This is a genomic window from Vibrio sp. JZG10 (assembly GCF_054064075.1).
The window spans coordinates 105,431-130,391 of the sequence record NZ_JBSUGE010000012.1; the positions used below are offsets into that span (position 1 = coordinate 105,431).

The 24,961-nt window shown below is 43.5% G+C and carries 20 protein-coding genes; 16 read left to right on the forward strand and 4 right to left on the reverse strand.

The window, feature by feature from the left end:
• Positions 1-2: 2 nt before the first annotated feature.
• Entirely contained in the window at positions 3-1,340 is a 1,338-nt protein-coding gene (locus ACWYVB_RS14375) for a sensor histidine kinase (protein ID WP_150918634.1), read from the forward strand.
• A complete protein-coding gene (locus ACWYVB_RS14380; protein ID WP_457529265.1) occupies positions 1,327-1,800 on the forward strand; it encodes a response regulator in 474 nt (157 codons plus the stop codon). Before ACWYVB_RS14375 ends, ACWYVB_RS14380 begins: the two co-directional genes overlap by 14 nt.
• A 128-nt stretch (positions 1,801-1,928) precedes the next feature.
• Here ACWYVB_RS14380 and ACWYVB_RS14385 read toward each other — a convergent pair whose 3' ends face one another.
• Entirely contained in the window at positions 1,929-3,632 is a 1,704-nt protein-coding gene (locus ACWYVB_RS14385; protein WP_104974149.1) for a putative bifunctional diguanylate cyclase/phosphodiesterase, read from the reverse strand.
• 456 nt (positions 3,633-4,088) lie between these two features.
• Here ACWYVB_RS14385 and ACWYVB_RS14390 point away from each other — a divergent pair, with 456 nt between their 5' ends.
• The 4 genes from ACWYVB_RS14390 (at position 4,089) to ACWYVB_RS14405 (ending at position 8,786) form a co-directional block, all read left to right on the forward strand.
• Positions 4,089-5,306, forward strand: a complete 1,218-nt coding sequence (locus ACWYVB_RS14390) for an HD-GYP domain-containing protein (RefSeq protein ID WP_005394162.1) — start codon at positions 4,089-4,091, stop codon at positions 5,304-5,306.
• Positions 5,307-5,498: 192 nt separating this feature from the next.
• Entirely contained in the window at positions 5,499-6,122 is a 624-nt protein-coding gene (locus ACWYVB_RS14395) for a LysE family translocator (RefSeq protein ID WP_053807364.1), read from the forward strand.
• Between the two features lie 214 nt (positions 6,123-6,336).
• On the forward strand, positions 6,337-7,881 hold the full coding sequence (locus tag ACWYVB_RS14400; RefSeq protein WP_457529268.1) for a YjjI family glycine radical enzyme: 1,545 nt from the start codon (positions 6,337-6,339) through the stop codon (positions 7,879-7,881).
• Between the two features lie 23 nt (positions 7,882-7,904).
• A complete protein-coding gene (locus tag ACWYVB_RS14405; RefSeq protein WP_006741577.1) occupies positions 7,905-8,786 on the forward strand; it encodes a YjjW family glycine radical enzyme activase in 882 nt (293 codons plus the stop codon).
• A 24-nt stretch (positions 8,787-8,810) separates the two neighbouring features.
• Here the strand turns inward: ACWYVB_RS14405 and ACWYVB_RS14410 are convergent, their stop codons facing one another.
• On the reverse strand, positions 8,811-9,749 hold the full coding sequence (locus tag ACWYVB_RS14410) for a LysR family transcriptional regulator (RefSeq protein WP_253652148.1): 939 nt from the start codon (positions 9,747-9,749) through the stop codon (positions 8,811-8,813).
• 415 nt (positions 9,750-10,164) lie between these two features.
• On the opposite strand from ACWYVB_RS14410, the gene ACWYVB_RS14415 reads away from it, so the two are divergent.
• Together ACWYVB_RS14415 and ACWYVB_RS14420 are read left to right on the forward strand one after the other, a co-directional pair.
• On the forward strand, positions 10,165-10,935 hold the full coding sequence (locus tag ACWYVB_RS14415) for a TerC family protein (RefSeq protein ID WP_457529271.1): 771 nt from the start codon (positions 10,165-10,167) through the stop codon (positions 10,933-10,935).
• A gap of 160 nt (positions 10,936-11,095) precedes the next feature.
• Positions 11,096-11,698, forward strand: coding sequence for a 2OG-Fe(II) oxygenase (locus ACWYVB_RS14420; RefSeq protein WP_005394168.1), 603 nt, complete (start codon positions 11,096-11,098; stop codon positions 11,696-11,698).
• A 61-nt stretch (positions 11,699-11,759) separates the two neighbouring features.
• On the opposite strand, the gene ACWYVB_RS14425 is transcribed toward ACWYVB_RS14420, so the two are convergent.
• Positions 11,760-13,025, reverse strand: a complete 1,266-nt coding sequence (locus tag ACWYVB_RS14425) for an HD domain-containing phosphohydrolase (protein WP_457529273.1) — start codon at positions 13,023-13,025, stop codon at positions 11,760-11,762.
• A 624-nt stretch (positions 13,026-13,649) separates the two neighbouring features.
• Here ACWYVB_RS14425 and ACWYVB_RS14430 point away from each other — a divergent pair.
• The 8 genes from ACWYVB_RS14430 to ACWYVB_RS14465 all read left to right on the forward strand — a co-directional run bounded on the left by ACWYVB_RS14430 (position 13,650) and on the right by ACWYVB_RS14465 (position 24,306).
• Entirely contained in the window at positions 13,650-14,843 is a 1,194-nt protein-coding gene (locus ACWYVB_RS14430; RefSeq protein WP_457529275.1) for an iron-containing alcohol dehydrogenase, read from the forward strand.
• A gap of 161 nt (positions 14,844-15,004) precedes the next feature.
• The gene (locus ACWYVB_RS14435) at positions 15,005-16,210 is read left to right on the forward strand and encodes an aromatic amino acid transport family protein (protein ID WP_150918642.1); all 1,206 of its coding nucleotides are present in this window, start codon (positions 15,005-15,007) and stop codon (positions 16,208-16,210) included.
• Between the two features lie 274 nt (positions 16,211-16,484).
• On the forward strand, positions 16,485-17,609 hold the full coding sequence (locus ACWYVB_RS14440; RefSeq protein WP_457529277.1) for an HD-GYP domain-containing protein: 1,125 nt from the start codon (positions 16,485-16,487) through the stop codon (positions 17,607-17,609).
• 87 nt (positions 17,610-17,696) lie between these two features.
• Positions 17,697-17,915: a hypothetical protein gene (locus ACWYVB_RS14445; protein ID WP_005377723.1), complete on the forward strand. Its 219-nt coding sequence runs from the start codon at positions 17,697-17,699 to the stop codon at positions 17,913-17,915.
• A 325-nt stretch (positions 17,916-18,240) separates the two neighbouring features.
• The gene (locus ACWYVB_RS14450; protein WP_005394180.1) at positions 18,241-19,005 is read left to right on the forward strand and encodes an ABC transporter ATP-binding protein; all 765 of its coding nucleotides are present in this window, start codon (positions 18,241-18,243) and stop codon (positions 19,003-19,005) included.
• A 10-nt stretch (positions 19,006-19,015) separates the two neighbouring features.
• Complete coding sequence (locus ACWYVB_RS14455; RefSeq protein ID WP_104969484.1) at positions 19,016-19,900, forward strand: ABC transporter substrate-binding protein; 885 nt, start codon at positions 19,016-19,018, stop codon at positions 19,898-19,900.
• Complete coding sequence (gene fhuB / locus ACWYVB_RS14460) at positions 19,897-21,873, forward strand: Fe(3+)-hydroxamate ABC transporter permease FhuB (RefSeq protein ID WP_256899135.1); 1,977 nt, start codon at positions 19,897-19,899, stop codon at positions 21,871-21,873. The genes ACWYVB_RS14455 and fhuB overlap by 4 nt, the downstream gene beginning before the upstream one ends.
• 210 nt (positions 21,874-22,083) lie before the next feature.
• Complete coding sequence (locus tag ACWYVB_RS14465; protein WP_457529279.1) at positions 22,084-24,306, forward strand: TonB-dependent siderophore receptor; 2,223 nt, start codon at positions 22,084-22,086, stop codon at positions 24,304-24,306.
• 41 nt (positions 24,307-24,347) lie between these two features.
• Here ACWYVB_RS14465 and ACWYVB_RS14470 read toward each other — a convergent pair whose 3' ends face one another.
• Positions 24,348-24,896, reverse strand: a complete 549-nt coding sequence (locus ACWYVB_RS14470) for an MSHA operon transcriptional regulator (RefSeq protein ID WP_457529281.1) — start codon at positions 24,894-24,896, stop codon at positions 24,348-24,350.
• Positions 24,897-24,961 lie beyond the last annotated feature (65 nt).

The window sequence follows — 24,961 nt, forward strand, 5'->3', positions numbered from 1 at the left end:
CCATGTACGAAACGAAACTAGATGCGTTAGTACAACGCTATTTTAACCATCTTGAACGCCGATTAACGGTTTTATCCGGATCGGTGCTGATCGAGCAAGCTGGCTACAACGATCGGTTGTACTACGTGCTTTCAGGAGAGTTGGCTGGCTATTATGCGGAAGACGACAAGAAGCCAATTCAGGTATTTTCTGCGTCTCAAGGTGCGTTTATTGGCGTACATAGTTTCTTTTCTGGTACATGGACGGCCTCTTCGACAGTTATTGCTCAAACCGACGTTGAACTGGCTTGGATACAGCGTGATACGCCCGCGGTGGAAGAGGTGACATACGGACCATTGACGACACAATTTATGCCTGTGATGGTGAACGAGTTATCTCGGCGTCAACGGCGTGCAATGCAAGAGGCCTTGGCTAAAGAAAAAGCGTTACAAAAGCTGCATACCGCAGAGCAAATGACAACGTTAGGACAGCTTGCTGCGGGTATTGCTCATGAGTTGAACAATGCTATTGGTGTGGTAAGCAGTAAATCAGAGCGACTCGAGTCGGTCATCATGGAATTGCTTGAAGAAGTTCATCCGGAAGCGAGTCAGTTTTTTGATTTTGGTTTGATGCAAGGACAGAAAGTCTCTTCCAGCGAAGCGAGAAAGCGGGGGCGTCACTTCGAAAAATATTACGGCTTACCCAAGGATCTCGCGCGTGATCTCGCACGTGCCGTTCCAAATAATTTCCTGTCGGAGCATTGGTTAAAAAGACCCGAAGAAGCGATACGTTTCTGGCAAATGGGGCGAGACCTTCATGATTTGCGTATTGCCTCTAAACATACTGTTGGCATTGTACGTTCAGTGAAACAATTGGGGCGTACGGATATCGATTTGGATGAAGCGTTTAATATTAATGACTCAATCAATCGAGCGCTGGCCCTATTGCAAAGTGACTTAAGACGCGTGAGCGTACGTTTTAGCCCAGCGGAGTTGCCGGACTTTGTTGGCTCTCAAACCGAACTCGTACAAGTTTGGGTCAATATTTTAAAGAATGCGTGTGATGCACTTGGTCAAACCGAAGACCCGGGGATCGAAATACATACTCGAGAGAGTAAGGGGAAAATTTTGGTCACGATTGCTAACAACGGACCAGAAATCGATGAAGCGACACGCAGAAAAATTTTCCGGCCAAACTTCACCACTAAAAAGGGTGGGTTGTCGTTTGGTTTAGGATTAGGGCTGTCGATTGTGAAACGCATTATCGCCGGATATAACGGCTCTATTGTGGTAAAGAGCGACAGTGAAAAAACAATTTTTAGAATCAAGTTACCAGTAGAGGGTGAACATGGAGAAGCTTAATGTAATTTGCGTTGATGACCAACGAGAGGTATTAAGCGCGGTTCTACAAGATTTAGAGCCGTTACATCAGTGGTTGAATTTCGAAGACTGCGAATCCGCAGGTGAGGTTCTAGAACTGATGGATGAGCTTGATGCAGAAGGCGAGATGATCGCATTAATAATTTCCGATCATGTCATGCCAGGTAAAACAGGAGTGGAACTACTGACAGAGGTATCAAAAGACAGTCGTTTTGTTCGCACACGTAAAGTGCTTCTGACGGGGCAGGCGACGCACACGGATACCATTAATGCGATTAACTCCGCAGGTATTGACCGCTACTTTGAGAAGCCATGGCAAGCGAGCCAATTGATTGAGTGTGTTAGAAACTTGGTGACTCAATATATCTTTGATATGGGCTTAGATTACACTCAATATCACGAACACTTAGATCAGAGTGTTGTTTTTGAGCGCCTACGTTAATCAAGGCTCTCTAAGGTTGTTTTCGTCACGGCCAGTTAGTGTCTGAAATTTACTGTGAGTAGTTCAGCATGCTTAACGTGGCCGTGCGGAATAGCGTTAATTCTGGGATTATTTCGCCGAAGAACGGTTTAGCTCAATGAATAGCGACTGGCACTGGCAACAGAGAGTGGTTTAGAGAACCAATAACCTTGCAAATAATCGACGCCCATCTCGGAAAAGAAGTCACACATTTTTGCGTCTTCGATGCCTTCTATCACCACTTCAATATTGTTTTCCTGACACATAGTGATAAGAAACTTCAAATACTCTTGAGAGGAGCGATTGGTCAGTGTCTTCCATGCCATCGACTTATCAATTTTGATTTGTGTCATCGGCAAGTCGAAGAAGCTATTTAATGAACTGTAACCAGAGCCAAAGTCATCGAGCGAGAGTGCAAAACCTAACTCCCTGAGCGTGCTTAGGGGAGCAATGGCCGTCTGGTTATTATCCAAAATAAACGTTTCTGTCAGTTCCAAAACAATAGACTCGGGGTCAACGCCAGCTTCATCCGCCATGGCTTTAATTCGCGTAGGGAATTCGCTGTTCATCAACTGAAGTACAGAAACGTTCACGTTAACACGAACTTGGTTTTGGTAACGTTCACGGTAGTTTTTGATGAATTCACACGCTTTGGCAAATACTTGATATCCCAGTTCGACGATCAATCCTTTGTTCTCTGCTACAGGGATGAATTCGTCAGGATAAATTTCGCCAAACTCTTTGCTACGCCAGCGAACTAGCGATTCGAAGCTCACCACTTTTGAGCTTTTGGCGTCAATAATTGGCTGAAACTTAACACTTAATGTCTGTTTTTCTAGCGCACTTTTAAGACCTTGCTCAATAAAGAAGTAGCGATCAACGGCATGCTGCGTCTTCTCACTGTAGACCGCGACGCGGTCTCTATTTTGTTCGCTCGCGTACTGACAAGTTCTTGCCGCTTTACGTAAAATCTCCTCTGCGGAGTGACTAGGGTCAATACAAGGATACAAACCAATGCTAATGTTGCTACCTAGGTATTGGCCTTCTTCAATCACCGCTTCATGGTAGGTTTGTTTTAAACTTTCAGCGTAACTCTGTAGCGCTTCTATTGAGCACTCATCGTGAATCAAAATCGCAAAGTCATCATCATGCACTCGATACACCGAGCTGTTTGGAGAGGGCAAGTGACTGAGAGTTTGTAGCAACTTCTCTACTAACCCATCGACCAGTTCGCTGCCATATTGATTCAAGTAAGATTTGATGTCTTCGATCTGAATATAACAAATAGACGCGCAAGAATCGGTGGTACGTACACTGTCCTCGATATCCAGCAAGAGATGGGCGCGGTTAGCCATGCCTGACGCGTTGTCATGAAATGCAACTTGATGGATGTAACTTTCCATCAGCTTACGCTCAGAAATATCGCGATGGCTGCCAACCATGTAATGGCCATGTTCTGTTTCTTTGGTCATGGCTACGCCTTCTATCCAGACGTATTGTCCATTGGGTTTACGCACTCGGTAAGTGGTTGTAACCCTCTTATTGTTGGTCGTGATGTGCGCATCGACCCTTGTGGACAGCCTTTCTCGATCAAGAGGATGAACAAGCTCTAACCATTGCTCTAAACTGATTCGGCCAGCGTTAATACCGAGCTGTTCATAGAAGCCTTTGTTGTAAAATACCATGGTACCAAACTCATCCATGTAGAAGAGGCCTTCGTTAAATACGTCGAAGATATGAATGAATCGTTCTTCAACGATTTTCAGGAACTCTCGGTCACTATCTGAGGCTTGTTGGTCAAATATGGTGGTCAAGATATTTCCTCCTCGAGCGTGTTAGCATCAGAGATGAGTGTGGGGGTTTGATAACATAGAGTTGATCTGTTGGCGTACATTACAATCACAAAAGTATCAGTTCAAATTGTTTGGCTATCATTTTATGCGCTACTAGGTTAATAACATACTAAGATTAGGCGGCTAATCATCGACATTTATAAAATACAGTTATTGATGCTGTCCGCAATCTATAAATATTTATGAATAATTATCCTCAAGTTATTTTAAGACGTGTCGGTTAGAGGTTCTGTTCTTGAGTGTCATATCTGTATATTTGCTAGGCTAAAGACCATATTAACAAAAAGGGCTTAGTGATCGCGATGGGTTATTAATTGACAGGATGCTCATTAATAGTAATCAATTCTAATTTATTATCACGCCAATTAATCAAATCTCTTATAATACTGCCGTTAATATCGAGTAAGCTTTCTTTTTATGCAGTACGATCCAAAAAATTCAATCAAAATTGCGCTCGCTGATGTCGGCGTTGGTATGTTTGTTACCGCGATAGAGCACAACAAGCGCGTAAATTTAGCCAATGCAGGGCGGATATCTAGCCCTGAGGGCATTAAGAAGCTTACCGCGAGCGGCGTGAAGTATGTTTGGGTAGATCAAACATTATCTTCTCAGAAGTGTGTCTTTAAGCCTGTGGATGAATCCATTGTTGCCGTAGAAGAGGAGCGAGAGCCCAAGTCCTCTGACTTTTCGAAGGTTCAACGCGCTTATCGCTCGAGAGATGTTCAACATAAACGAGCCAAAAAGCTAATTGCGGAAGCAAAAGATCTGGCGCAGAAACTATTGAATCAAACTTTTGAAGGCAAAATCATTGAAGTTGATGAGGTAGAAGCTTGGGCAGATGATGTCATTGAAAGCGTTTTTATCGACTCAGATGCTTTGCAATGCGTTTCTGCACTCCGAAAAAAAGACTCCTACTTGTTGGAACACTCCGTCAATGTGGCTTGCCTTTTAGTATCATTTGGTAAGTACTTGGGGTTAGATAAGCAGACATTAAAGCAGCTCGCTATTGGTGGCATCATTCATGATGTAGGTAAAATTAAAGTTGATGACAAGATTTTGCATAAACCAGCAAAGCTAACACCTGAAGAGTTTGAACACATGAAGCTACATCAAGTGTTCGCTGGTGAGATTATTCTCCATGTAAAGGGCCTTAGTGATGTGAGTCGCGATGTCTGTTTGATGCATCATGAGAAGTTAGATGGCAATGGCTACCCTAGAGGCTTGAAAGGCGATGAGATTCCGATTCACGGCCGCATGAGTTGTATTGTTGATATTTACGATGCATTGACGGCCGATCGTTGCTACAAAAAAGGCATGAGCTCAGCAGAAGCGTTTAAAATCTTGTTGAGTTTAACGCCATTTCATTTAGATGCAGACCTAGTCTACAAGTTCATTAATTGCGTTGGGATGTACCCAGTGGGCTCTATTGTTGAGTTGAGTGATGGGCGTGTTGGTATTGTTTGGTCCTCAAATGACTCTCAAGCTTTAAAGCCAGAAGTGAAGTGTTTTTACTCACGCAAATATCAGCGTTATATCGATGTGGCGATGGTCGATTTGAAAAATAGCCTACACAAAATAGAAAGAGCAGTCGCTCCGTCATCGTTAGAAATCGATCCCAAGCCTTTTTATGATTAAGAAAAATAAACATGCTTTACAACCTTGCATGCAGAGCGTATTTTGATTGCATAACTATCTATTAATGGTTTCTAAATTATGTAGGGACTAGGTGGTTATTAAAGAATCGAGTTTCATGGATGGAAACTGAGCTAGGAATATCTCAATAAAGATTGAGGTATAACCCTCTACTTTTTGCGGGAAGGGATGCCAATGCAAATTGATACATGGATTTTTTACACTCTGGCCGTTTTGGTGCTTACTGCATCGCCTGGGCCAAGCTCATTGCTGTGTTTAAGTAAAGGTGTGAGCAGTGGGTTTCGTATTGCCCTCATGACTGCGCTAGGCAGTTTATCAGCGATCACTATTATACTAACGCTTTCTTTTACCGGGTTAGGGGTTGTGATTGCCTCATCTGAGCTGGTCTTCAATATCATCAAATGGTGTGGTGCCGCTTATTTAATCTGGTTAGGCATTCAAGCGCTGCGCTCTTCTCAAACGGATTTTGACAAAACGGCAGCCGTCCAAAGCTCCTCGAATGCGCTCAGCGCGTTCACCAGTGGTTTTATTGTTGGCGCTAGTAACCCGAAAGCGATTGTCTTTTTTACCGCTTTGTTTCCTCAGTTCATTGATCCCTCTGCGCCTTTGTTGGCTCAATACGCGATTTTTGCATCTACATTTGTGGTGTTTGAGCTAAGTTGGCTAACATTTTATGCATTATTAGGTGTAAAAGCTTCAGACTGGCTGTTTGTCGCTGGAAGAGCCAAGTTGTTCAATCGCCTGACTGGCGGAGTATTTATTAGCGCGGGCGTCATGTTGTCGACGGCAAACCGATGAGAAAGCGCGTGTTCGGTGCATGGTTGGGTTATTTCAATAGCGTAAGTTGCAATAACCTAATTTAGCGTTAGCTTATTTCCATTATGGAAATAGACGTTTTGTTTATTTTCATTAGTGGCAACAGGTAAGCCGGAGTAAAATCACGTTACTCTTTAGGGGTAGAATCCATGTTTTATCTTGTGGGTTTGTGGTTACTTTTTCAGGGACATCTCAGATGAAAAGCCTTTCTGAACTACAACAACGTTTTCTAGACATTGCGACTGATGTTCGTCTTTCTCCAAAACAAAAGTCGAACTTTTTGGCCTTGGAGGCGGAAGCATGTATTCCTTACATGTCGATTTCCCCATCGCTAGGACAAGCAATGGATGAAGGAATCATCTGTGATATGTTTGAAGGCCATGCACCTTTCAAACCACGCTATGTGCTGCCTGATTACGCTAAGTTCCTATCGCAAGGCTCTGAGTATCTAGAGTTGCTTCCAGCTGACGATTTCGATGATGCGCTGAATATGCTCACCATCATTTACCATCATGTTCCATCGGTAACGAATATTCCGGTGTATTTAGGTCAGTTGGATGATGTCTTGCTGCCTTACATAGGCGACCTAACAGAGAATCAAATTTACAAAAAGTTAAAACATTTTTGGATCATGTTGGATCGCACATTGCCAGATGCGTTTATGCACGTGAATGTCGGACCGACGGACAACATTATTTGTCGCACTATTTTAAAAGTGGACGCCGAGCTCAAGCAGATTGCGCCAAATCTTACGTTCATGTACGACGAGTCGGTCACGCCTGATGATTTACTTCGTCAAGCGACGCAGAATATTTGCGAGTGTAGTAAGCCTCATATTGCCAATTACCCTGTGCACTCAAAAGCCTACAGCGGTTCACGTTTTGGTATTGTAAGTTGCTACAATTCACTGCCACTGGCTGGTGGTTCAAACACGCTGGTGCGAATGAACCTAAAAGAAGTCGCAGAACGAGCATCGGATTGTAGCGACTTCTTAAACAGTGTTTTACCTCTATACCATCAATTAATGGTTGAGTTGATGGACGCTAGAAGTACGCACTTGCATGAAAAGTCCAATTTCTTTCAAGGATTTTTGACGCAAGAAGGGTTGATTGAAGAGTCCCGTTTCGCACCAATGTATGGCATTTATGGTATGGCAGAAGCGGTGAATCTTCTGTTCGAAAAAGAAGGCCAAACGGGGCAGTACGGAAAAGATGAACGTGCGAATGCCTTTGCTCATGATGTTTCAGCCACACTGGCGAAACTAGTGGAGTCAACCCCAGTGAAATATGGTTTGGATGGCAAAGCGCTCTTACATGCTCAAGGTGGTATTAGCTTAGATCTTGGCGTTACGCCAGGTGTGCGTCTTCCTTATGGCACGGAGCCAGACCCTGTCACTTATGTACAAGCAACAGCTGAGCATCACCAGTATTATCGTGCAGGTATCAGCGATATTTTGACGATTGATGAAACGGTGAAATCAAACCCAGAAGCGATGTTCAATTTGTGCAAAGGGGCGTTAAATGCTGGTTATCGTGAGTTTACCGCGAATGTGGCCTCAAATGATTTGATTCGCGTTACGGGATACATGGTTAAACTTTCTGATATCGCAAAATATGATGCAGAAGGTTCGAGAACCAATACGACGTTTCTGGGAGCAGAGGCGGCAAAAAATACTGGGATTTTAGATCGCTCACCACGTGTGGTGAGTCATGAAATGACACCGACCTACACGCAGGCGTAAAGGTCGGTTTAGGAAAGAACAAGATGTCTAGACGAAGTGGAAGCCTTTTGGCAAAAGTCACTCGTATCCTTCCTTTCTCTTGTGTTGATGGGCCAGGAAATCGTCTAGTCATCTTTCTACAGGGTTGTAACTATCAGTGTTTGAACTGTCATAACCCTCATACAATAAACCATTGTAATCACTGTGGTGATTGTGTGAGTGAGTGCCCGGCAGACGCACTGAAGTTCGACGAAAACAACAACGTTGTTTGGCTTAAAGAGGAGTGCACCCACTGCGATCATTGTATAGAGATATGTCAGAACCAATCTAATCCAAAAATTACTGACTACTCTGTGGTAACAATGCTCGATTTGATACGCAAGCATCGCTTTTTCATCAGTGGTGTTACAGTATCCGGTGGGGAATCTACCTTACAACTTCCTTTCATTATTGAGCTGTTTAAAGGGATGAAGCAAGATCCTGAGTTACAGCACCTTTCTTGTTTCATCGACAGCAATGGCTCTTTATCAGTGACAGGTTGGCAGCGTGTGCTTCCTTTTCTGGACGGTGCGATGATCGATTTGAAATCGTGGCAGACAGAGACGCACCAGTGGCTAACTGGGCGTGATAATCATCGTGTATTCAAAACGCTTCAGTACCTTGCAAAGCATGAAAAATTGTATGAAGTTCGGTTACTGCATATTCCAGGGAAAAGTGATTTAGATATAGAAATCGTAGCGATTGGGCGCTATTTGAGTACTTTACCTGAATCGGTGCTTATCCGTTTAAATGCATTTCAACATCACGGAGTCATGGGGGAGGCGCTAACCTGGGATGCGTGCTCTCGCCATGATATCGAACGCTTAAAATCAGAACTTTTACGTTACGTGAGTAACCCCATCGCAGTGCCGACTGTACTCACGTAATGCAGTTTTGATTCGTTATCTTACTCACGCATCGCACGCGTCTAGCATGGCACAGGCATCGAGCAATTGTTTTTGTAGCCATTTTAAAGCCGGATCGTTCAAGCTCGCTTTGTTCCAAACGAGGCTGTAGGCTACCTGTCCATAATCGAATGGAAGGGATTGTTCAACCAAGCCTTTTGCTTGCATGGCCGCCCTTGCCCAAAGTTTGGAACAGGTGAACAAGTAATCTGAGTGCTGACACATCACCGCAGCTGAACCAAAATCCGCTACACGCATAGCCATATTTCGCTTCGAGTGCCTTTGTGTGAGGTTTTGCTCGAAATAAGGTTGTGAGAGATCTTTATCATGAATCCCAATGTGTCTTGCACAGAGGTAGCTTTCAATAGACAAAGGCTGTTTAGAGAGTGGATTTGATGGTCCCATTAAACAAACCATTTCGTCTTTCAGAATGGTTTGCCATACCAAGTCTTTGTTTTGCGTGGGCGGCTGACTAAGATCGTGTGGAAGCAGCAAAAAGTCCACTTGGCCTCTTACCAACGCATCGAAACTCATTTCCTCTTTTGCATGCACATTCAAATGTGCGTGATTACCGAGTTGCTGAGATAAATGTTGTAGGACTGGCGCAAAAAGCTCAAACGAACTTTCACGCATAGCTAATGAGAAACTGCCCTGATAGTAAGCTGGATTAAATGAGCCCTGATGTAATAATCCATTCATGCTAGAGAGTATGCCATGGATCGAGGGGCCAATGTGCAGCGCAAATGCCGTTGGTACCAAGCGAGTACCATCGCGATAGAAAAGGTCATCTTTCAGCGTTTCACGTAATTGCCCAAGTGTTTTACTGACGCTCGAAGGTGTCACACACAGGCGCTCTGCGGCAAGCGTAACACTGTGAGTGGTTAACAACATATGCAATACAGTGAGATGTTTTAGGCTAATGCGTGAAAGAGCAATGTAGTCCATAAATAGCATGGTTTCTTATGATTTTTGGCAGTATATCAGGATGAAACAAATTTTTACTATTGTTTATCTCGTAAATGAGCATCTTTCGCTTTGAGCTCAATGTATTTAACGTGTTGCTTAAAAATAACTTGCGCTTTGTAAGATTAAAGAATTCTCTTGGATTTGTTAGATCTTTGGCGTTTTCCTTTCCTCAATTTTAGAATTTCTATTTTATTTATCTTTCTAGTGCGAGGGCTGAATAGTTTGTGTACGAATGAAAAGCCGTCATTACCTATTAAAAATAGCCATTGTGTTGTTGATTGTTTGGTGATTTACTCAAGATCCTTAAGTAACAGAGGTATAAATAATTAATGGACGACCCCTTTAGTCGACAGAACCCTTCACCGTATGTCTTCCCATCACTGGAGGCGTACTCATGTTAGAACTTTTCATGCAACCAGAGGCTTGGGCGATTTTTGCCACTTTGTTTGCGCTTGAAGTTGTCTTAGGCGTTGATAACGTCGTTTTTATCTCCGTCCTATGTGAAAGATTGCCACTGCATCAACGTAAACTGGCAAGAAACCTTGGTATCGGCCTTGCTGTTATTGCTCGTATTGCATTGGTTTTTTCTATCTCTTGGATTATGCAGTTGACTCAACCACTGTTTTCCGTCGTAAACCAAGCGTTTACCGGAAGAGACGTGATCATGATCGCGGGTGGTGCATTCCTATTGGCAAAAAGCCTGAAAGAGTTGTGGAGCTGGTTAAATCACAATGAATCTGGCCACTCGACTCATGCTCGTACTGGATTAGCGGTAGTGCTGCTGCAGATTGTTGCTGTGGATGCGGTATTCTCAATGGACTCGGTGATAACCGCCATCGGTTTGACAAGTGATGTCCCGCTTATGGTCGCGGCGATTGTCTCGTCTGCAATCGTGATGGTAATGACTGCTGAAAAAATCAATAATCTGGTGACGCGCTATCCCGGCTTTAAAACGTTGGCATTGCTGTTCCTCGTTTTATTGGGTGGCTTATTGATGGCAGAAGGCTTCGCAATTCATATCAATAAAGGTTATGTGTACTTTGCGATGGCATTTGGTTTGATTCTGGAACTTTGTCATATCCAGCTAAAAAACAAACAGCGTCCTAGCATTAAGCGTCTTCGTCCGTTGCGAATTCGAGCAACGAGATTAGAAGCTCGTCAATAACAAACGACATTGCCGCTCACATGAGCGGCATTTTTGTATCTTGTATCGTCATTTTTAATTCTCGTTTTGCTTCATTGTCGTCTCGATAAAAAATCGCATTTGTTGTTGTGTCGCAGATTTTTTATATAGAGCGCCCAACTAACACGAGTGAACGAAAATAATGAATAAAATGATCGATGCGTTAGCAACCAATGGCTACTACATCTGGGATGATTTTCTTTCTGAACAAGAGGTGGCTCAACTGCGAGATTGCATTCCAAGCAATTGGAAAAAAGCACGTATTGGTCGTAACGATGATGTGACTCGTATTGAATCTATTCGAAGTGACAAGATTCAATGGTTATCGCCAAATATGGGGCATGCTGTTGCTTCTTACTTGGATAAAATGGAAGAGATCCGCCAAGAAGTGAACCGTCACTTGTTTCTTGGACTTTTTGAGTACGAAGCTCATTTTGCCAAGTACGAGAAAGGGGACTTCTACCAAAAACATTTAGATTGCTTCAAAGGTAACGAAAACCGTCGATTGACGACCGTTTTTTATATGAACGAATCCTGGACGGAAGAAGACGCGGGTGAATTAGTAGTATACGATTTGAATGACAATAAAATTGCAACCATTCCCCCACGCTCAGGGCGTTTGTTCGTATTCTTATCAGAGCAGTTCCCACATGAGGTGTTACCAACTAATGCCGAGCGTTTTAGTATCGCTGGTTGGTTCAGAATCAATGGTGTGCGAGATAATTTACTTGATATTGCTAGGTAGCTATTTATCTGCCTAGTTTTATCATCCTAAAAAAGGGGGCGTGTGTTCGCCCCTGTTTTGATTAAACGTCGGTTGAGAGTTCGTAACACTCTGTCATGTGTCGTTCTAATACCGCATAAACGTCAGAGCAAAGCTCCTCTTTGGCTATTTGCTCACCCATAATGTCGGCGATCTGTGTTTGAGTCATTCGTCCTCGATAGGGGCGATCTTGAGACAGGGCTTGGAAGACATCCGCGACAACAATGATACGCGATGGAACATCGAGCTCGTCGCCTGTTTTGTGATAGGGATAGCCCGACCCGTCTAAACGTTCATGATGATTGGAAGCCCATTCCGCTATTTTCGCGTTAGGAAAGACCTTGTGCAATGCGAGCTGAGTATCAATGGTATGGCGTTTAATGCGTGTGTACTCTTGTTTGTTTAGAGAGCCTTCTTTGTGAAGGATTTCATCTGGTGTTTTTAACTTTCCAATATCATGCACCAGCCCTGCAATATATAACATTTCTTGATCGTGCTCGTTTAGCCCAAGCTTAATTGCTAGATAACGAGATAATTCCGCCACTTTTTGTGAATGTTGATAAGTGAATGGGCTCTTTGCATCAACAATTTGAGCGATAAACATTCCCAAACTGTTCATATCTTGGATGGTTAATTGTTTTTGAAGCCAATCAATGCTTTTAAAATTTAGGCCTATGGTTTCAATATTTTCCGACTCCATCGCGAACCAAAACGCGTCGGTCATGACGAGTTTAACCATTGCTTCGGCCATGCTTGGATTAAACAAGGTTCCAACGTTTGCCATGATGCACTCAGCAATCAATTCTTCATGAAGCGTGACAATGTCACAGTGGCAGTTCATGACGTATTTTGAGCGCATAAAATCAAGTCGGTCCGATAAGTAGAGCAGGGCGGCCACCTCTTTTTCAAAAGGCGGTAAATCGAGCTCTTTTAGTTCGCTCCAATGTGTATGGTGGTAAAGAACTGGTGTCGCAAATTGGCGCAACAAACGACACTGCTTGAGGCTTCGGTACCCTCTTAAGCAGTGTGTTTTCACGTCTTGTGGCACCAGCTCTCCAAGTAACATTTTATGTTCTTGTGTTTCGGAGACTCCACAGTCGTGGATCATACCTGCGAAGTAACAAAACTCCGCTTTTTCTGGCTCCCAACCCATGACGCGAGCACATTGGTAAGCGATATAAGCGACACGATGGCTGTGGTGAGTATCGTCAACACCGACATAATCGAGTGCTCGAGCAACCCAGATAAGTGCTTGTTTTAGATCGACTTCAAAGCCCGTGTCCGTATGGGAATGGCAAGAATGATTCATGGTTTATACCGACATTGCTAATTAGCCCACGCGAAACCCAAATCAGAAGGTGATAGGAAAATTGGGTACGACAGCGAATAGACCCCAAAAAGGTGGGCGTTTAGACGTAGTTTTAATTATGGGGCGGATAATAATCCTAGTTGCATAACAATATCACCTGAAGCTCATGATTAAGAGTCAGTTATTTGAACTAAGTATTAGTTTTGAAAGATTATTGTTGCTTTTATTGACTTATTTGAAAACGACAATAAATCATGATGTAACGCATTCTTATTTGTATTTTTATAAGTGATGTTCAGATTAGATTACTGATATGCCGTACAGTTATGTGATTAAGCAGAATCCATATTTTTGAGTTTGTATGAATGATAAGGCACCTTCAATAACCACTTTATGATCGGCAAAGCCGAAGAGGGGTGAGTTATTAAGGTAACGCTAATGGAAAATCATAAAAAATAATTTTCTCTACAGCTCATGTGGTGTGGAGAGATCAAGATAACGGTATTGCTCCCTCAGCAGCATTTATGTGTTGATGTAATGACTTAATTAAAAATGTGTGATTGCAAAGTAAGCATAGGTGATAAAAGTAGCTAGAATGATAGCTCTAAATGAAAAGGATTTCGTATGTTGAAGCATCGCTTATATCGGACTTACACCGCAGGGCTAAAAATAGCAGCTCTTATCCTTCCTATGCCGAGACCAACCTTGTTTTCCGGCCCTGGTTCGATGAATGAGCTATTAGAATCGATGACCGAACTGGGATTTAAACGCGTCTTATTAGTTACCGACGAAGGGTTACTCCAAGTCGGTATTGTCGATAAGGTGCTCAAGGCGGCAGCACAACTCGATTTACAGTTAGATGTTTTCTCGAAAGTGCAGCCCGATCCTACCTATGATCAGGTAGAAAGCGGTCTAGAGGCTTACCATCGTTTTCATTGTGAGGGTATATTAGCTTTGGGTGGTGGCTCGGCAATGGACTGCGCAAAGGTCATTGCTGCGAAAGTTACCAATAAACGGTCAATAAAAAAGTTAGCTGGACTATTGAAAGTATGGCGAATGCCAGCGCCTTTGTTTGCTATTCCAACGACCTCAGGAACAGGAAGTGAGGTCACCATCGCCGCGGTCGTGTCAGATCCCTCTTCACACATTAAAACCCCTTTGATGGATCCAAAGTTGGTGCCACTAATGGCAGCTTTAGATGCGAACTTAATGATTGGTTTACCTCCTAAGATCACGGCTGATACTGGCGTTGATGCATTAACTCACGCTATTGAGGCGTATATGTCGAGAAATGCTACTCAAGAAACTAGGGCTTACTCTGTTGCCGCCATTAAGTTAATTTTTAAGCATCTTCCTCGGGTCGTAGCACAAGGGGATGATGTTGAAGCTCGACATAAAATGGCCATGGCATCCTACTACGCAGGTTTAGCATTTACGAAAGCGAGTTTGGGTTATGTTCATGCGTTTGCTCACACATTCGGTGCGAAATATGGAATACCTCATGGTATGGCAAACGGATTAGCCTTGTTACCTGTGCTGCGCTTTTCATTGTCAGAGATAGAGCCTCAACTAAGAAAACTCGATGCGTTGACGGCCGAAGTGCAGTCAGGTGAGGCGAGTGCTCAACACTTTTTGACGCACGTGGAGTCTTTGTTTGCAAGCATTGATATTAAGCAGAAAAGTGCACTCATTAAGCGCGAAGATGCTGATGCGCTTGTAGATTTAATTCTGAAAGAGGCGCACTGGAATTACCCTGTCCCTAAGTTCATGAGCAGGGAAGAATGTACTCAGCTATTGTTGGATATTAGTGGTGTGTAAATTATCATTTACACTTGTGGTTTTTTATCCTTACACTTTGCTTGATCTTCTGCTGAAGATCCTACAATATCGACAGCATTACAAATATGGTATTGGTTTCGGTACGCCGTTGCCCGATCTAATACCGATAACTCCTAATAAAGTGTAAAGATAAATATACAATGAGTCGTTCTAAAGTATTCGGTAGTACTCTAATTATCGCGGGAACTACAATAGGTGCTGGCATGCTAGCCCTTCCACTTGCCTCTGCCGGCATTGGTTTTTCAACTTCAATCATCATCATGCTCAGTTTATGGGCTCTGATGGCTTTCACTGCCTTACTCATGCTTGAGCTTCATCAGCATGCAGAAAGTAGTGCAACTCTTCATACTTTAGCGAAACAGATCCTAGGCCAAAAAGGCAAGTGGGTGGCAAGTTTTGCGATGCTTTTTCTGTTCTACTCATTGTGTGCAGCATACATCGCTGGCGGTGGTGCTCAGTTCGGAGACCGCCTTGCACAATGGTTTGACCTTGATATTTCAGGGCCTACATCAACGATAATCTTTACCTTGATTGTGACTTTAGTTGTGACAGTTGGTACAGGTACGGTCGATAAAGTTAACCGCGTGTTGTTCGCGATGAAACTTGTTGCGATGGTTGCTGTGCTTTCTTTTCTTGCTCCAAACGTTACGGAATCTTACTTATTGAGTATGCCGATTGAGCAAGGTCTTATTGTAGCGGCGATTCCTGTTATCTTTACTTCGTTTGGTTTTCACGGAAGTATTCCGGCAATTGTGAATTACTTAGATGGCGATACTTCTTCTTTGCGCAAAGCCGTTATTATTGGCTCGACGATTCCGCTCGTGATTTACATCTTTTGGCAGATCGTGACGTTGGGTGTGGTTAGCCAAAATACACTTATTGAAAACGGTGGGTTGAGCGCGCTTATTGGTCAACTATCGCAGACGGTGCACCAATCAAACTTAGGCAACATTGTCGGTGTATTTGCTGATTTGGCACTGTTAACGTCATTTCTTGGTGTGAGTTTAGGTCTATTCGAGTTTTTGGGTGACACCATCAAAGGGAGCAACGATAAGCCTAATCGCTTGGTTGCGGCACTCGTGACGTTTACCCCACCGCTGGGCTTCGCACTTTTTTACCCTCAAGGCTTTATTATGGCTTTGGGCTATGCAGCGATTGCCTTAGCGATTTTAGCCATCTTTTTACCTCTGGTTATGGTGATCAAGGTTCGTAAATCGGATGATTTTACAGGAGAGTACCGAGTAGCTGGTGGCCAAGGCGCATTAGTGATAACGGGTATCGCTGGCACAGGTATCGTATTAGCTCAGGTGTTAATTACTTTGGGTGTGCTTCCTGCTTTGGGCTAGTTGTTTAGAACGTTCTCTGAATAACCTCTAGTTACTGAATCCATCGTAATCAATCAGTATTGTTAAGCCAACGAGTTTCGCTCGTTGGCTTTTTTAATCTGGATCAAATTACCGTAAGATATTCGGTGAAAGAATTGGTAGAAATGTGCTTTTATTTCGTACACTTAAGTTGTGGTATATCGATAATTTAAGTGGAGAAAACCGCTCAAAATACCATTGAATTTGCAACACAATGAGCTTCTCTTGTTTCTCTGCTTGGGTGTGGAGGTGAAGTATGGCGCAGCGGAGTTTTTACCCGTTTGCAAAACCGCTTAATGAGCAACTGCAAACGCTAAAGGGCAGGATGCAGGCGCACTTGCCGTGTATTGATAGGGTGTCATTTGCTAAATATCACCCAGACCAAGATGTGCTCAAATCATTTGCAGAAAGTGAGTTCGACACTTGGTGTTTAGCCCACCATGAGTCAGCATTCCGTAAACTCCACCACCTCAATATTGCCTCCAAAAACGCGATTCCTCGCATCGTCGAAGACCTTCACGATATTAATCATTGTCCTCGGGTTCAAACCTTACTCAAACACGGATACCAGTCGTCGGTTGCGATTCCTTGTTACGACAATAAAGCATTTACAGGCTTTGTGTTTTTAAATTCCACTCAGCCCAATGCGTTTAGCTTAGAAGCGTTGAATAGTCTCAAACCTTATTTCGAAATGATTCAATTTGCGGTTGAATCAGAAGACCACGTCGTTAGCGCGATAGAAACGTTGGCGAACCGAATGCAATGTATGATGCCAGGCTACTCCCCTGAGTTTTACGCGCATACCAAACGAATGAAGTACTACAGCCAAGTCATCGCAACGCAGTTAGCGGATCGTTATCACCTGAATGATGAAATGGTCGAAGATATTGGTATTTTTGCTCAATTCCATGCGCTCAGTGATGTTCAGCTGCCAGTTGAAATTGCTAGTCGCCGAACAAATTATACTCAAGAACAAGAGGCGATATTGATGCAACATATTGAGCGTTGCATCGACTCGGCCGATGACATAGTGGCTCGTATCGGAAATCCGGTTCACCCGAGTGTGACTTTGTTTTTGCAGATGGTTACTTATCAATACGAAAACTTAAATGGTACTGGTTATCCGTATGGTTTAACCAGTGACGATATACCAATCGCCGCGCAAATTACGGCTGTCGCGAATGCCTTTGATTTTATGACGACGCACCATCCGTACAGACAAGCGTGGTCCATCCCATACGCATTGTTAGAACTTGAAAAATGGGTATATCAGGGATGGTTATCTCGAGAATGTGTTAATGCTCTGCGAGAGCATCAAGGTTATATAAAGAAAATCATCCACAAATATCCGGAGCACTATACAGGCTTGGGGTTAATGTGAAGAGCAGTAACGAAGTTGAAATGTTGACGAGGAGGAATATTTAAACAATACTGTTTTTATATACAGTAATAAGTTTGGAGGTGAAGTATGTTGTGGGAAACCCTTGAAAGAGTAAACCGCTTACGCCAACAAGCACTTGCAAATCCTGAGTTTGTTGAGTCAGCAAAAGAGCACGAACAAGCACTTCAGGAGCAAGAATACCATTATCAAACGAAGAAAAAGCGTTCAGCCAAAGACAAACAAGGTAAAAAGTCGCTGGCCGATATCTATAAAGAAGTAGAGTTTGGCGCTGACGCTCGTCATTAATTTATTCACTGCGGCATTTCTCATTTCTTCATGCGCCGCAGTATTCATTCAAATTTATGCGAGGGCAGTGGTAGACCGCTGCTCTCGTTGACCTGCCGACAATCCACTAATGAAGTCATCCGCAACAAATAATCATTAACGCTTAGTAATTCTCTCAATGATCTTGTTGATGTAATGATAATGACAACGGTTTGCATTTGTATCTTTGTTGTTATATAAAACCTCCCTTATTAATCGTTCTGTTGAATAAGAACGGCAAACGTGATGAACGAATGAAAGCGGCTGATTAGCTTTCATTTGTGAATGGCTATTAGGTGAAGTAGGGATGTTGGAAGCTAAAGCACTCCAGTTTGAGATTGAAGGCAAGTCATTGCTAAAAGCGTTTGATGTGACATTTGAACCCGGAAAAACATACGCTCTTGTTGGGCACAATGGTTCAGGAAAATCTACATTGTTAAAGTTGCTGGCACAGCAACAGCCATACACCGCTGGTGACGTGGTTCTGCATGGAACGAGCATTAACGATCTCTCAGCGAAAAAATTCGCCCAACACATTGCCTACTTGCCTCAGCATCTTCCGGTGACCGACAGTATTTTAGGTCGCGATTTAGTCGGTTTTGGTCGTTACCCATGGCATGGTTTACTTGGTCGTTTGAGCAAGAAAGATCATGACATTGTTGAAGAATCAATGGCGATGACAGGAACACTAAAATACGCAGATCGTTTAGTTGACACGTTATCTGGAGGGGAGCGTCAACGTGTGTGGCTAGCTATGCTATTAGCGCAAAAAACCGAGTATTTGCTTCTTGATGAGCCTTTGTCTGCATTAGATATTAGCCATCAAGTCGATATGTTGAAGCTCATCTCTAAACTCAGTAAAGAGTTGGGTTTGGGCGTTATTATCGTATTGCACGACATCAACTTAGCGGCGCGCTTTTGCGATCATATCGTTGCATTACATCAAGGTGATTTGATTGCACAAGGCAATGTTGAACAGGTGTTTACTGAACCTAAGCTAAGGGACATATACGGGATAGAGATGAAGATCTCTGACCACCCTGCGGGTTATCCGGTGGCGATGCCAAGCTAGAGGTTGAATAATGAGCAGTACAAACACTCGACTTAAGCATTTCTCTTTCGCTCTCTCACTTAGTGCGCTTTTGGTCAGTTCCTTTCAAGCAGTAGCTGAGGCGTCACCTCGGGTGATGTCGGTTGATTGGACACAAACTGAAACGATGTTGGCGTTAGGGGTCGTGCCCGTAGGCGTCGCTCAAGGGCAAGATTACGATGCTTGGGTAAAATCGCCACCGTTACCACCTCAAACTAAGGATGTAGGGTTAAGAACTCAACCCAATATAGAGCGTATTTACGAGCTCAGACCTGACCGTATTTTTATTGCCCCGTATTTCTCCTCAATGAAGCATCGCTTAGTCGATATTGCCCCCGTTACCACGATTGACTTATATGAAAGCGGGATTACAGATTGGTCGGTACTTACTCGTTTCACTCGGAGGTTTGGTGAAGAGCTAGGAAGAGAAGCGGAGGCTGAGGCACTTATCCAACAATATGAAGAACGTTTCTCTTTACTAAAACAGCGCATAAACAAAGGCCAGCCGCCGCTTTTAATGATTCAGTTTATGGATACGAAGCACGTTCGTGTTTTTGGTCAGAATAGCCTTTACTCTCAGGCTATCGAAAAGATTGGGCTGAGTAATGCGTGGAACGAAGAGACAAATAGCTGGGGCTTCAGCTTAGTCGGCATCGATAAGTTAGCAGGTATAAGGGCCCAAATTGTTATCGTTGAGCCATTGCCTCACGGTGGCGAAAAGCGGCTCTCTCAAGATCCGTTTTGGCAATACGTTGTTCAACAGTCTGGTGAGAAGGTCATGCAAGTCGCGCCTGTTTGGAGTTTTGGTTCTATGCCTTCAGCGCTTCGGTTCGCGGAGTTAGTTACGGCGAGTAAGGTCGAGGAGTTAGAACAATGAAAACCATGCCTTTAAGCCTTGTGGTGTTACTTTCGGCATTTACCTTTTCTATTGGTGCTTTCCAATTGTATCAAGCAAGTTCATTCTCACTGGCTCTTAGCAGTTTATGGAAACCTAACTTTCAATCTATCGATTCCGTCTTACTTCACTTTAGCTGGTGGCCTCGAGTCTTCACCACGATTATTTCTGGTGCCGGATTAGCGGTTGCTGGGGTATTAATGCAACAAGTTCTGCGCAATCCTCTTGCTTCGCCAACAACATTAGGTGTGGCGAGCGGTTCAAGTTTTGCTTTGATGTTAGCTACGCTATTTGCCCCTTGGATGTTGGATATAGCACCTAATTTGGTTGCTCTCATCGGCGGTGTGACATCGATGGGGTTGGTGATGCTGTTGTCATGGCGACGAGCGTTATCTCCAACGGTCGTCGTCGTTTCTGGGTTAGTGATAAACCTGTACTTTGCATCATTAAGTACGGTTATTCTGATGATGAATACCGAAAAGCTGAATGGATTAATGATATGGGGAGCGGGCTCGCTTGTTCAGAGCGGATGGGGTGATTTCTCGTATCTTGCACCTCGAATCGCACTTGCTACGGTTATCGCATTTGTGTTTGCAAAGCCGTTAAGTCTGTTAGAACTCTCCGAGCAAGGTGCCAAGAGTTTAGGTGTCTCGCTAGCCAAACTGCGCTTTGTCTGTCTTGGGCTTGCGGTGTTAATCACTTCTTGGGTCGTTTCTGCAGTAGGAATCATCGGTTTCATCGGATTAGCAGCGCCAGCGATTACTCGATTGATAGGTATCAATAAAATCCAGCATAAGCTTTGGGTATCGATGCTGATTGGTGCCATGTTATTGACTTTAACCGATTTGGTTATTCAGCAACTGCCGGGGCTAATGGCGAGTTTTATACCAACGGGAGCAGCAACGGCTGCACTGGGCGCTCCGCTACTGTTATGGCTGCTACCTCGCTTATCACAAAAGACGCAGGGACATACTCAGACGGTGTTAACTCGGCATCGTCAACATGTTTACAAGCTAAACCCTAAAGCGATCTTATTGGCATTGTTCGGCACGCTAATTTCCGTTGTTCTTTTTGCCACGGTTGCTGTGCAAAATGACGGATGGACAAACTTGTTTGCTAGCCAAAATTGGATTTTTTTGGAATGGCGCGCACCTAGATTATTTGCAGCAGCAATTGCGGGGGCAATGTTAGCGATTGCTGGGACCATGATTCAACGCCTAAGTGGAAACCCAATGGCCAGTCCTGAAGTGATCGGTATCAGTTCAGGGACAGCGATGGGGTTGATTATCGCGATGTTTACTGGGTTTGGTTCGTCAATTTTCACTCTTTCTTTAGGCGGGCTTGTAGGTGCATTAGCGACGGTATTGGTCATTGTGCTGCTAAACCGTAAATCAGGTTTTCAGCCGGAGCGTATTTTGTTGACTGGTATTGCTATTACCGCACTGATGAATGCAATACAGAGCTTTATTCTAGCCACTGGTGACCCAAGAAGTTATCAAGCATTGGCTTGGTTGTCTGGGTCTACCTACTATGTTTCGGTTGAAACGTTACTCCCATTGTCTTTATCTGCGCTTGTCTTTATAGGGTTGAGTTTTCTCTGCGTAAGATGGCTAGATATTCTTCCTGTTGGCGCCGCTTCCTCTAAAGCACTTGGGATTCGCGTTGATCGTTCGCGCGCGATACTGCTGCTTTTAGTTGCTTGTCTCACGGTCAGTGCGACATTGGTTGTTGGTCCTATTAGCTTTGTTGGGTTACTGGCTCCGCATTTAGCTCGCTTATTTGGCTTTAACAAAGCGTCACAACACATGTTATGCGCCGCGATATTGGGTTCTGGCGTGATGTTGTTGGCCGATTGGTTGGGACGACAAGTTCTTTACCCGCAAGAAATACCAACAGGGCTGATGGCGTCTCTCATTGGCGGTTTGTATCTGATGTGGGGATTACGCCGTTTATAGATACCAGCTAAGCCTCAACGAAGAAAGTACTTATACAACAAACAAGCACTCGCAATGGCATTGGTAACCTATGCCACTGCGAGTGCCTTATGCAAAAACCTCTGGTTTGTCTTTATGGAAACAACTGGCGATGCCGTAACTCGCTTTTCTTTCAGCGTTCGCTGAAGTCATGAAGGGTTAGTTTGGCTGCCGACAAAAAAGGAGAATAATATGACTCGGCAGTTTATGCTGACACCAACGTCAATGGCGGTTGTATTAGCGTTATCAACACCAAATGTCTTGGCTCAGGAAGATCAAAATATAGTCGTGATTGGACAGCAGCAAGACAGTGCAGTTGGTCCTGATTTTAGTTATCTTGGAGCGAAGAGTCGGGCAGCGACGAAAACTGATATTGCCATCAATGAGACTCCAAGAGCGGTGTCTGTTGTTACGCGAGAACAAATGGATGATCGTGCCTCTATTAGCATTTCTGACGCACTACAGTACACACCAAGTATTCAAACTAATTATTTTGGCGAAGATAACAAGCAAGATTGGTTTATTATTCGTGGTTTTAAACAGGCGAACAGCGGGCTGTATCAAGATGGTACCCGTTTATATTCTTCTGGTTTCTATAGTTGGCAAATAGATCCGTTTGCGTTAGAAAGGGTTGAAGTGTTACGTGGTGCAGCGTCTGTTCTTTATGGGCAAAACCCTCCAGGTGGGGTCATCAATGTCGTCAGTAAGCGACCTCAATTTGATGGGGGCTCAGGGCTTGTATCTTTGGAGTACGGTTCTGAAGACCGTAAACAACTTTCTCTTGACGTAAACTCTGAGGTGAGTGAGCAGTTAGCTTTCCGCTTTCAAGGGTTAGCGAGAAAAAATGGGACGAGAATTAGTGGGGTAGAAGCGGAGCGCATTCTTCTCTCTCCATCAATGACGTACAAATTTACTGAGACGTCTGAAATTACCTTTCTAACGAGCTATCAAAAAGACGACTCAGATCCTTATCTGCAATTTTTGCCAGTTGAAGGAACATTAACGCCAAACAAAAATGGAAAGATCAGTGATAGTTTAGCGATAGGTAATCCTAACTGGGAGGCCTTTGAGCGTGAGCAGGTGTCTTTAGGCTATGAGTTTTCTCATGCGTTTAATGATACCACTTCATTTGTTCAAGCAGCTCGTTACAGTGAAATGGATGTTAAGTTGAGACAAATGTATTCGTACGTTTACTCGGCTGATGTGTCTGGTTTGGGGCCGATTTTAGATCCATCAAATGAACGCAAGACCATACTTCGGGGCGCTTCAACAGAAGATGGGTCATCCGATGCTTTTAATATTGATAATCGTTTGATGCACCAAGTAAATTGGGGAAGCGTTGAGCATAACTTGATGTTGGGCTTAGATTTTCAAATGATCAGTATCGATGGTAAGGACTTTGCTAATGATCCTATCGTTGCTGATGGTAATGCACTCTTAAACACACCAATGGGAGCTTTGCCCGATCCTAGGTTTAATGTATTTAATCCTACTTATTCGGATAACATAATGTTACTCGATCCGAATACGCTACAACCATTGAGCGAAACCGATAAGCAAAGAACGAAAATCGATAATCAGCAACTCGGCGTCTACTTTCAAGATCATATGCTGATCAACGATAAATGGGCGATGTTATTGGGGGCACGTTACGACGATACAAGTAATGAAGTACATAATGTTACCACGGGTGCTCGCACGAAAGTCGATAATGGAGAGTGGACGTTTAGCGTGGGAACGGCTTATATTTCTGATTCTGGCTTCACGCCATATTTTAGTTACTCTCAGTACTTTGATCCAATTATTCAAGAAGACAGCAATGGTAAGCCAGCGAAGCCTGAAAGCGGTGATCAATTTGAAATCGGTATGAAATTCCAACCGGATTCATTTGATGGCTATTTCAATATTGCAACGTATCGGGCAACAAAAGAAAACTTGGCTCGTATCTACCTGAGTGAATTAACGCAAATAGGAAAAATAGAAAATAACGGCGTTGAGTTTGAAGCTGTAGCTAATGTGACACCATCCTTAACATTGATCGGGAACATTGCGTACGTTGATGCAGAGATAAAAGAAGACATCAATAAGGTATGGGTTGGCAAAACACCTTCCCAAGTGGCGAATACCGTATCATCAGCTTGGGCACATTATCGTTTCTTTGATGGACCTCTTGATGGCTTTGCTGTTGGCTTAGGTGCGCGCTATACAGGTGAGTCATACGGAGATAATGAAGAGAGACTAAAAGTACCAAGTTACTTTTTAATGGATGCGACGGTCAGCTATCGCATTGGAGATTACAAGCTACAAGTCGCAGCCAAAAATATCACTGATAAAGAGTACATAGCGACATGTGATGGTTTTTGTTGGTATGGCGATCGACAAAATATTATTGCCAGTTTAACTTACGATTGGTGATTTAACGGATAAATAAACACCCCTAGTGTAGGGGTGTTTATTTAGAAATCGGCTTTGCGGACAAAATGTGGGTTTTTGTACTTTTTCTGCGGACCAAACGATGATACTACGAGCTTGTTCCATAACGTTTTGTCAAACTCACCCTTTGGAATCGAAGGGTAGAGGGTTTCCTCTTCTTCTCTTGCAAAGTTCATGTACTGTTTCTTCTTAATTTGATTGTACTTTTTGGCGATCTGGTTATGTTTTCTTACCCACTCCAGTTTGTAATTGTGGAGCACTTTTTCACCTTCTTCCGCACTCATTCGAGATAGGAATAATCGCTTGTACGAGACCTTTCTGTCCAACATTGTGCGCATGACGGTTTGGATATATTTACCGTGGTGCGTGACAGTAATATCTTTTTCGTCAACAGGAGTGACGCACCAGCCTTTAGGTAAAAAGTCTGGCTTCTTAAACTGCTTATTACGCTCCATTAGCGCCTGATGTAAAATCAAATCAGAGGTACCGCGGAACGTTTTTTGCCATTTACCGATACGAATTTGAATCGAACCAGGCAAGCGATAGATGTTAGTAAACTTATCTTTGTCCATGGACTTGTGTCATGAGATTAATATGCATTATTAGAAAGTGAAAACAGTCTAGTGCAAAGGGCGCC

Coding starts and splice junctions, on each gene's coding strand:
- ACWYVB_RS14390 (WP_005394162.1), top strand. CDS start 4,089: ATGCAGTACGATCCAAAAAATTCAATCAAAATTGCGCTCGCTGATGTC.
- ACWYVB_RS14420 (WP_005394168.1), top strand. CDS start 11,096: ATGAATAAAATGATCGATGCGTTAGCAACCAATGGCTACTACATCTGG.
- ACWYVB_RS14440 (WP_457529277.1), top strand. CDS start 16,485: ATGGCGCAGCGGAGTTTTTACCCGTTTGCAAAACCGCTTAATGAGCAA.
- ACWYVB_RS14375 (WP_150918634.1), top strand. CDS start 3: ATGTACGAAACGAAACTAGATGCGTTAGTACAACGCTATTTTAACCAT.
- ACWYVB_RS14470 (WP_457529281.1), bottom strand. CDS start 24,896: ATGGACAAAGATAAGTTTACTAACATCTATCGCTTGCCTGGTTCGATT.
- ACWYVB_RS14410 (WP_253652148.1), bottom strand. CDS start 9,749: ATGGACTACATTGCTCTTTCACGCATTAGCCTAAAACATCTCACTGTA.
- ACWYVB_RS14395 (WP_053807364.1), top strand. CDS start 5,499: ATGCAAATTGATACATGGATTTTTTACACTCTGGCCGTTTTGGTGCTT.
- ACWYVB_RS14430 (WP_457529275.1), top strand. CDS start 13,650: ATGTTGAAGCATCGCTTATATCGGACTTACACCGCAGGGCTAAAAATA.
- ACWYVB_RS14450 (WP_005394180.1), top strand. CDS start 18,241: ATGTTGGAAGCTAAAGCACTCCAGTTTGAGATTGAAGGCAAGTCATTG.
- ACWYVB_RS14400 (WP_457529268.1), top strand. CDS start 6,337: ATGAAAAGCCTTTCTGAACTACAACAACGTTTTCTAGACATTGCGACT.
- fhuB (WP_256899135.1), top strand. CDS start 19,897: ATGAAAACCATGCCTTTAAGCCTTGTGGTGTTACTTTCGGCATTTACC.
- ACWYVB_RS14435 (WP_150918642.1), top strand. CDS start 15,005: ATGAGTCGTTCTAAAGTATTCGGTAGTACTCTAATTATCGCGGGAACT.
- ACWYVB_RS14425 (WP_457529273.1), bottom strand. CDS start 13,025: ATGAATCATTCTTGCCATTCCCATACGGACACGGGCTTTGAAGTCGAT.
- ACWYVB_RS14380 (WP_457529265.1), top strand. CDS start 1,327: ATGGAGAAGCTTAATGTAATTTGCGTTGATGACCAACGAGAGGTATTA.
- ACWYVB_RS14455 (WP_104969484.1), top strand. CDS start 19,016: ATGAGCAGTACAAACACTCGACTTAAGCATTTCTCTTTCGCTCTCTCA.
- ACWYVB_RS14405 (WP_006741577.1), top strand. CDS start 7,905: ATGTCTAGACGAAGTGGAAGCCTTTTGGCAAAAGTCACTCGTATCCTT.
- ACWYVB_RS14415 (WP_457529271.1), top strand. CDS start 10,165: ATGTTAGAACTTTTCATGCAACCAGAGGCTTGGGCGATTTTTGCCACT.
- ACWYVB_RS14465 (WP_457529279.1), top strand. CDS start 22,084: ATGACTCGGCAGTTTATGCTGACACCAACGTCAATGGCGGTTGTATTA.
- ACWYVB_RS14445 (WP_005377723.1), top strand. CDS start 17,697: ATGTTGTGGGAAACCCTTGAAAGAGTAAACCGCTTACGCCAACAAGCA.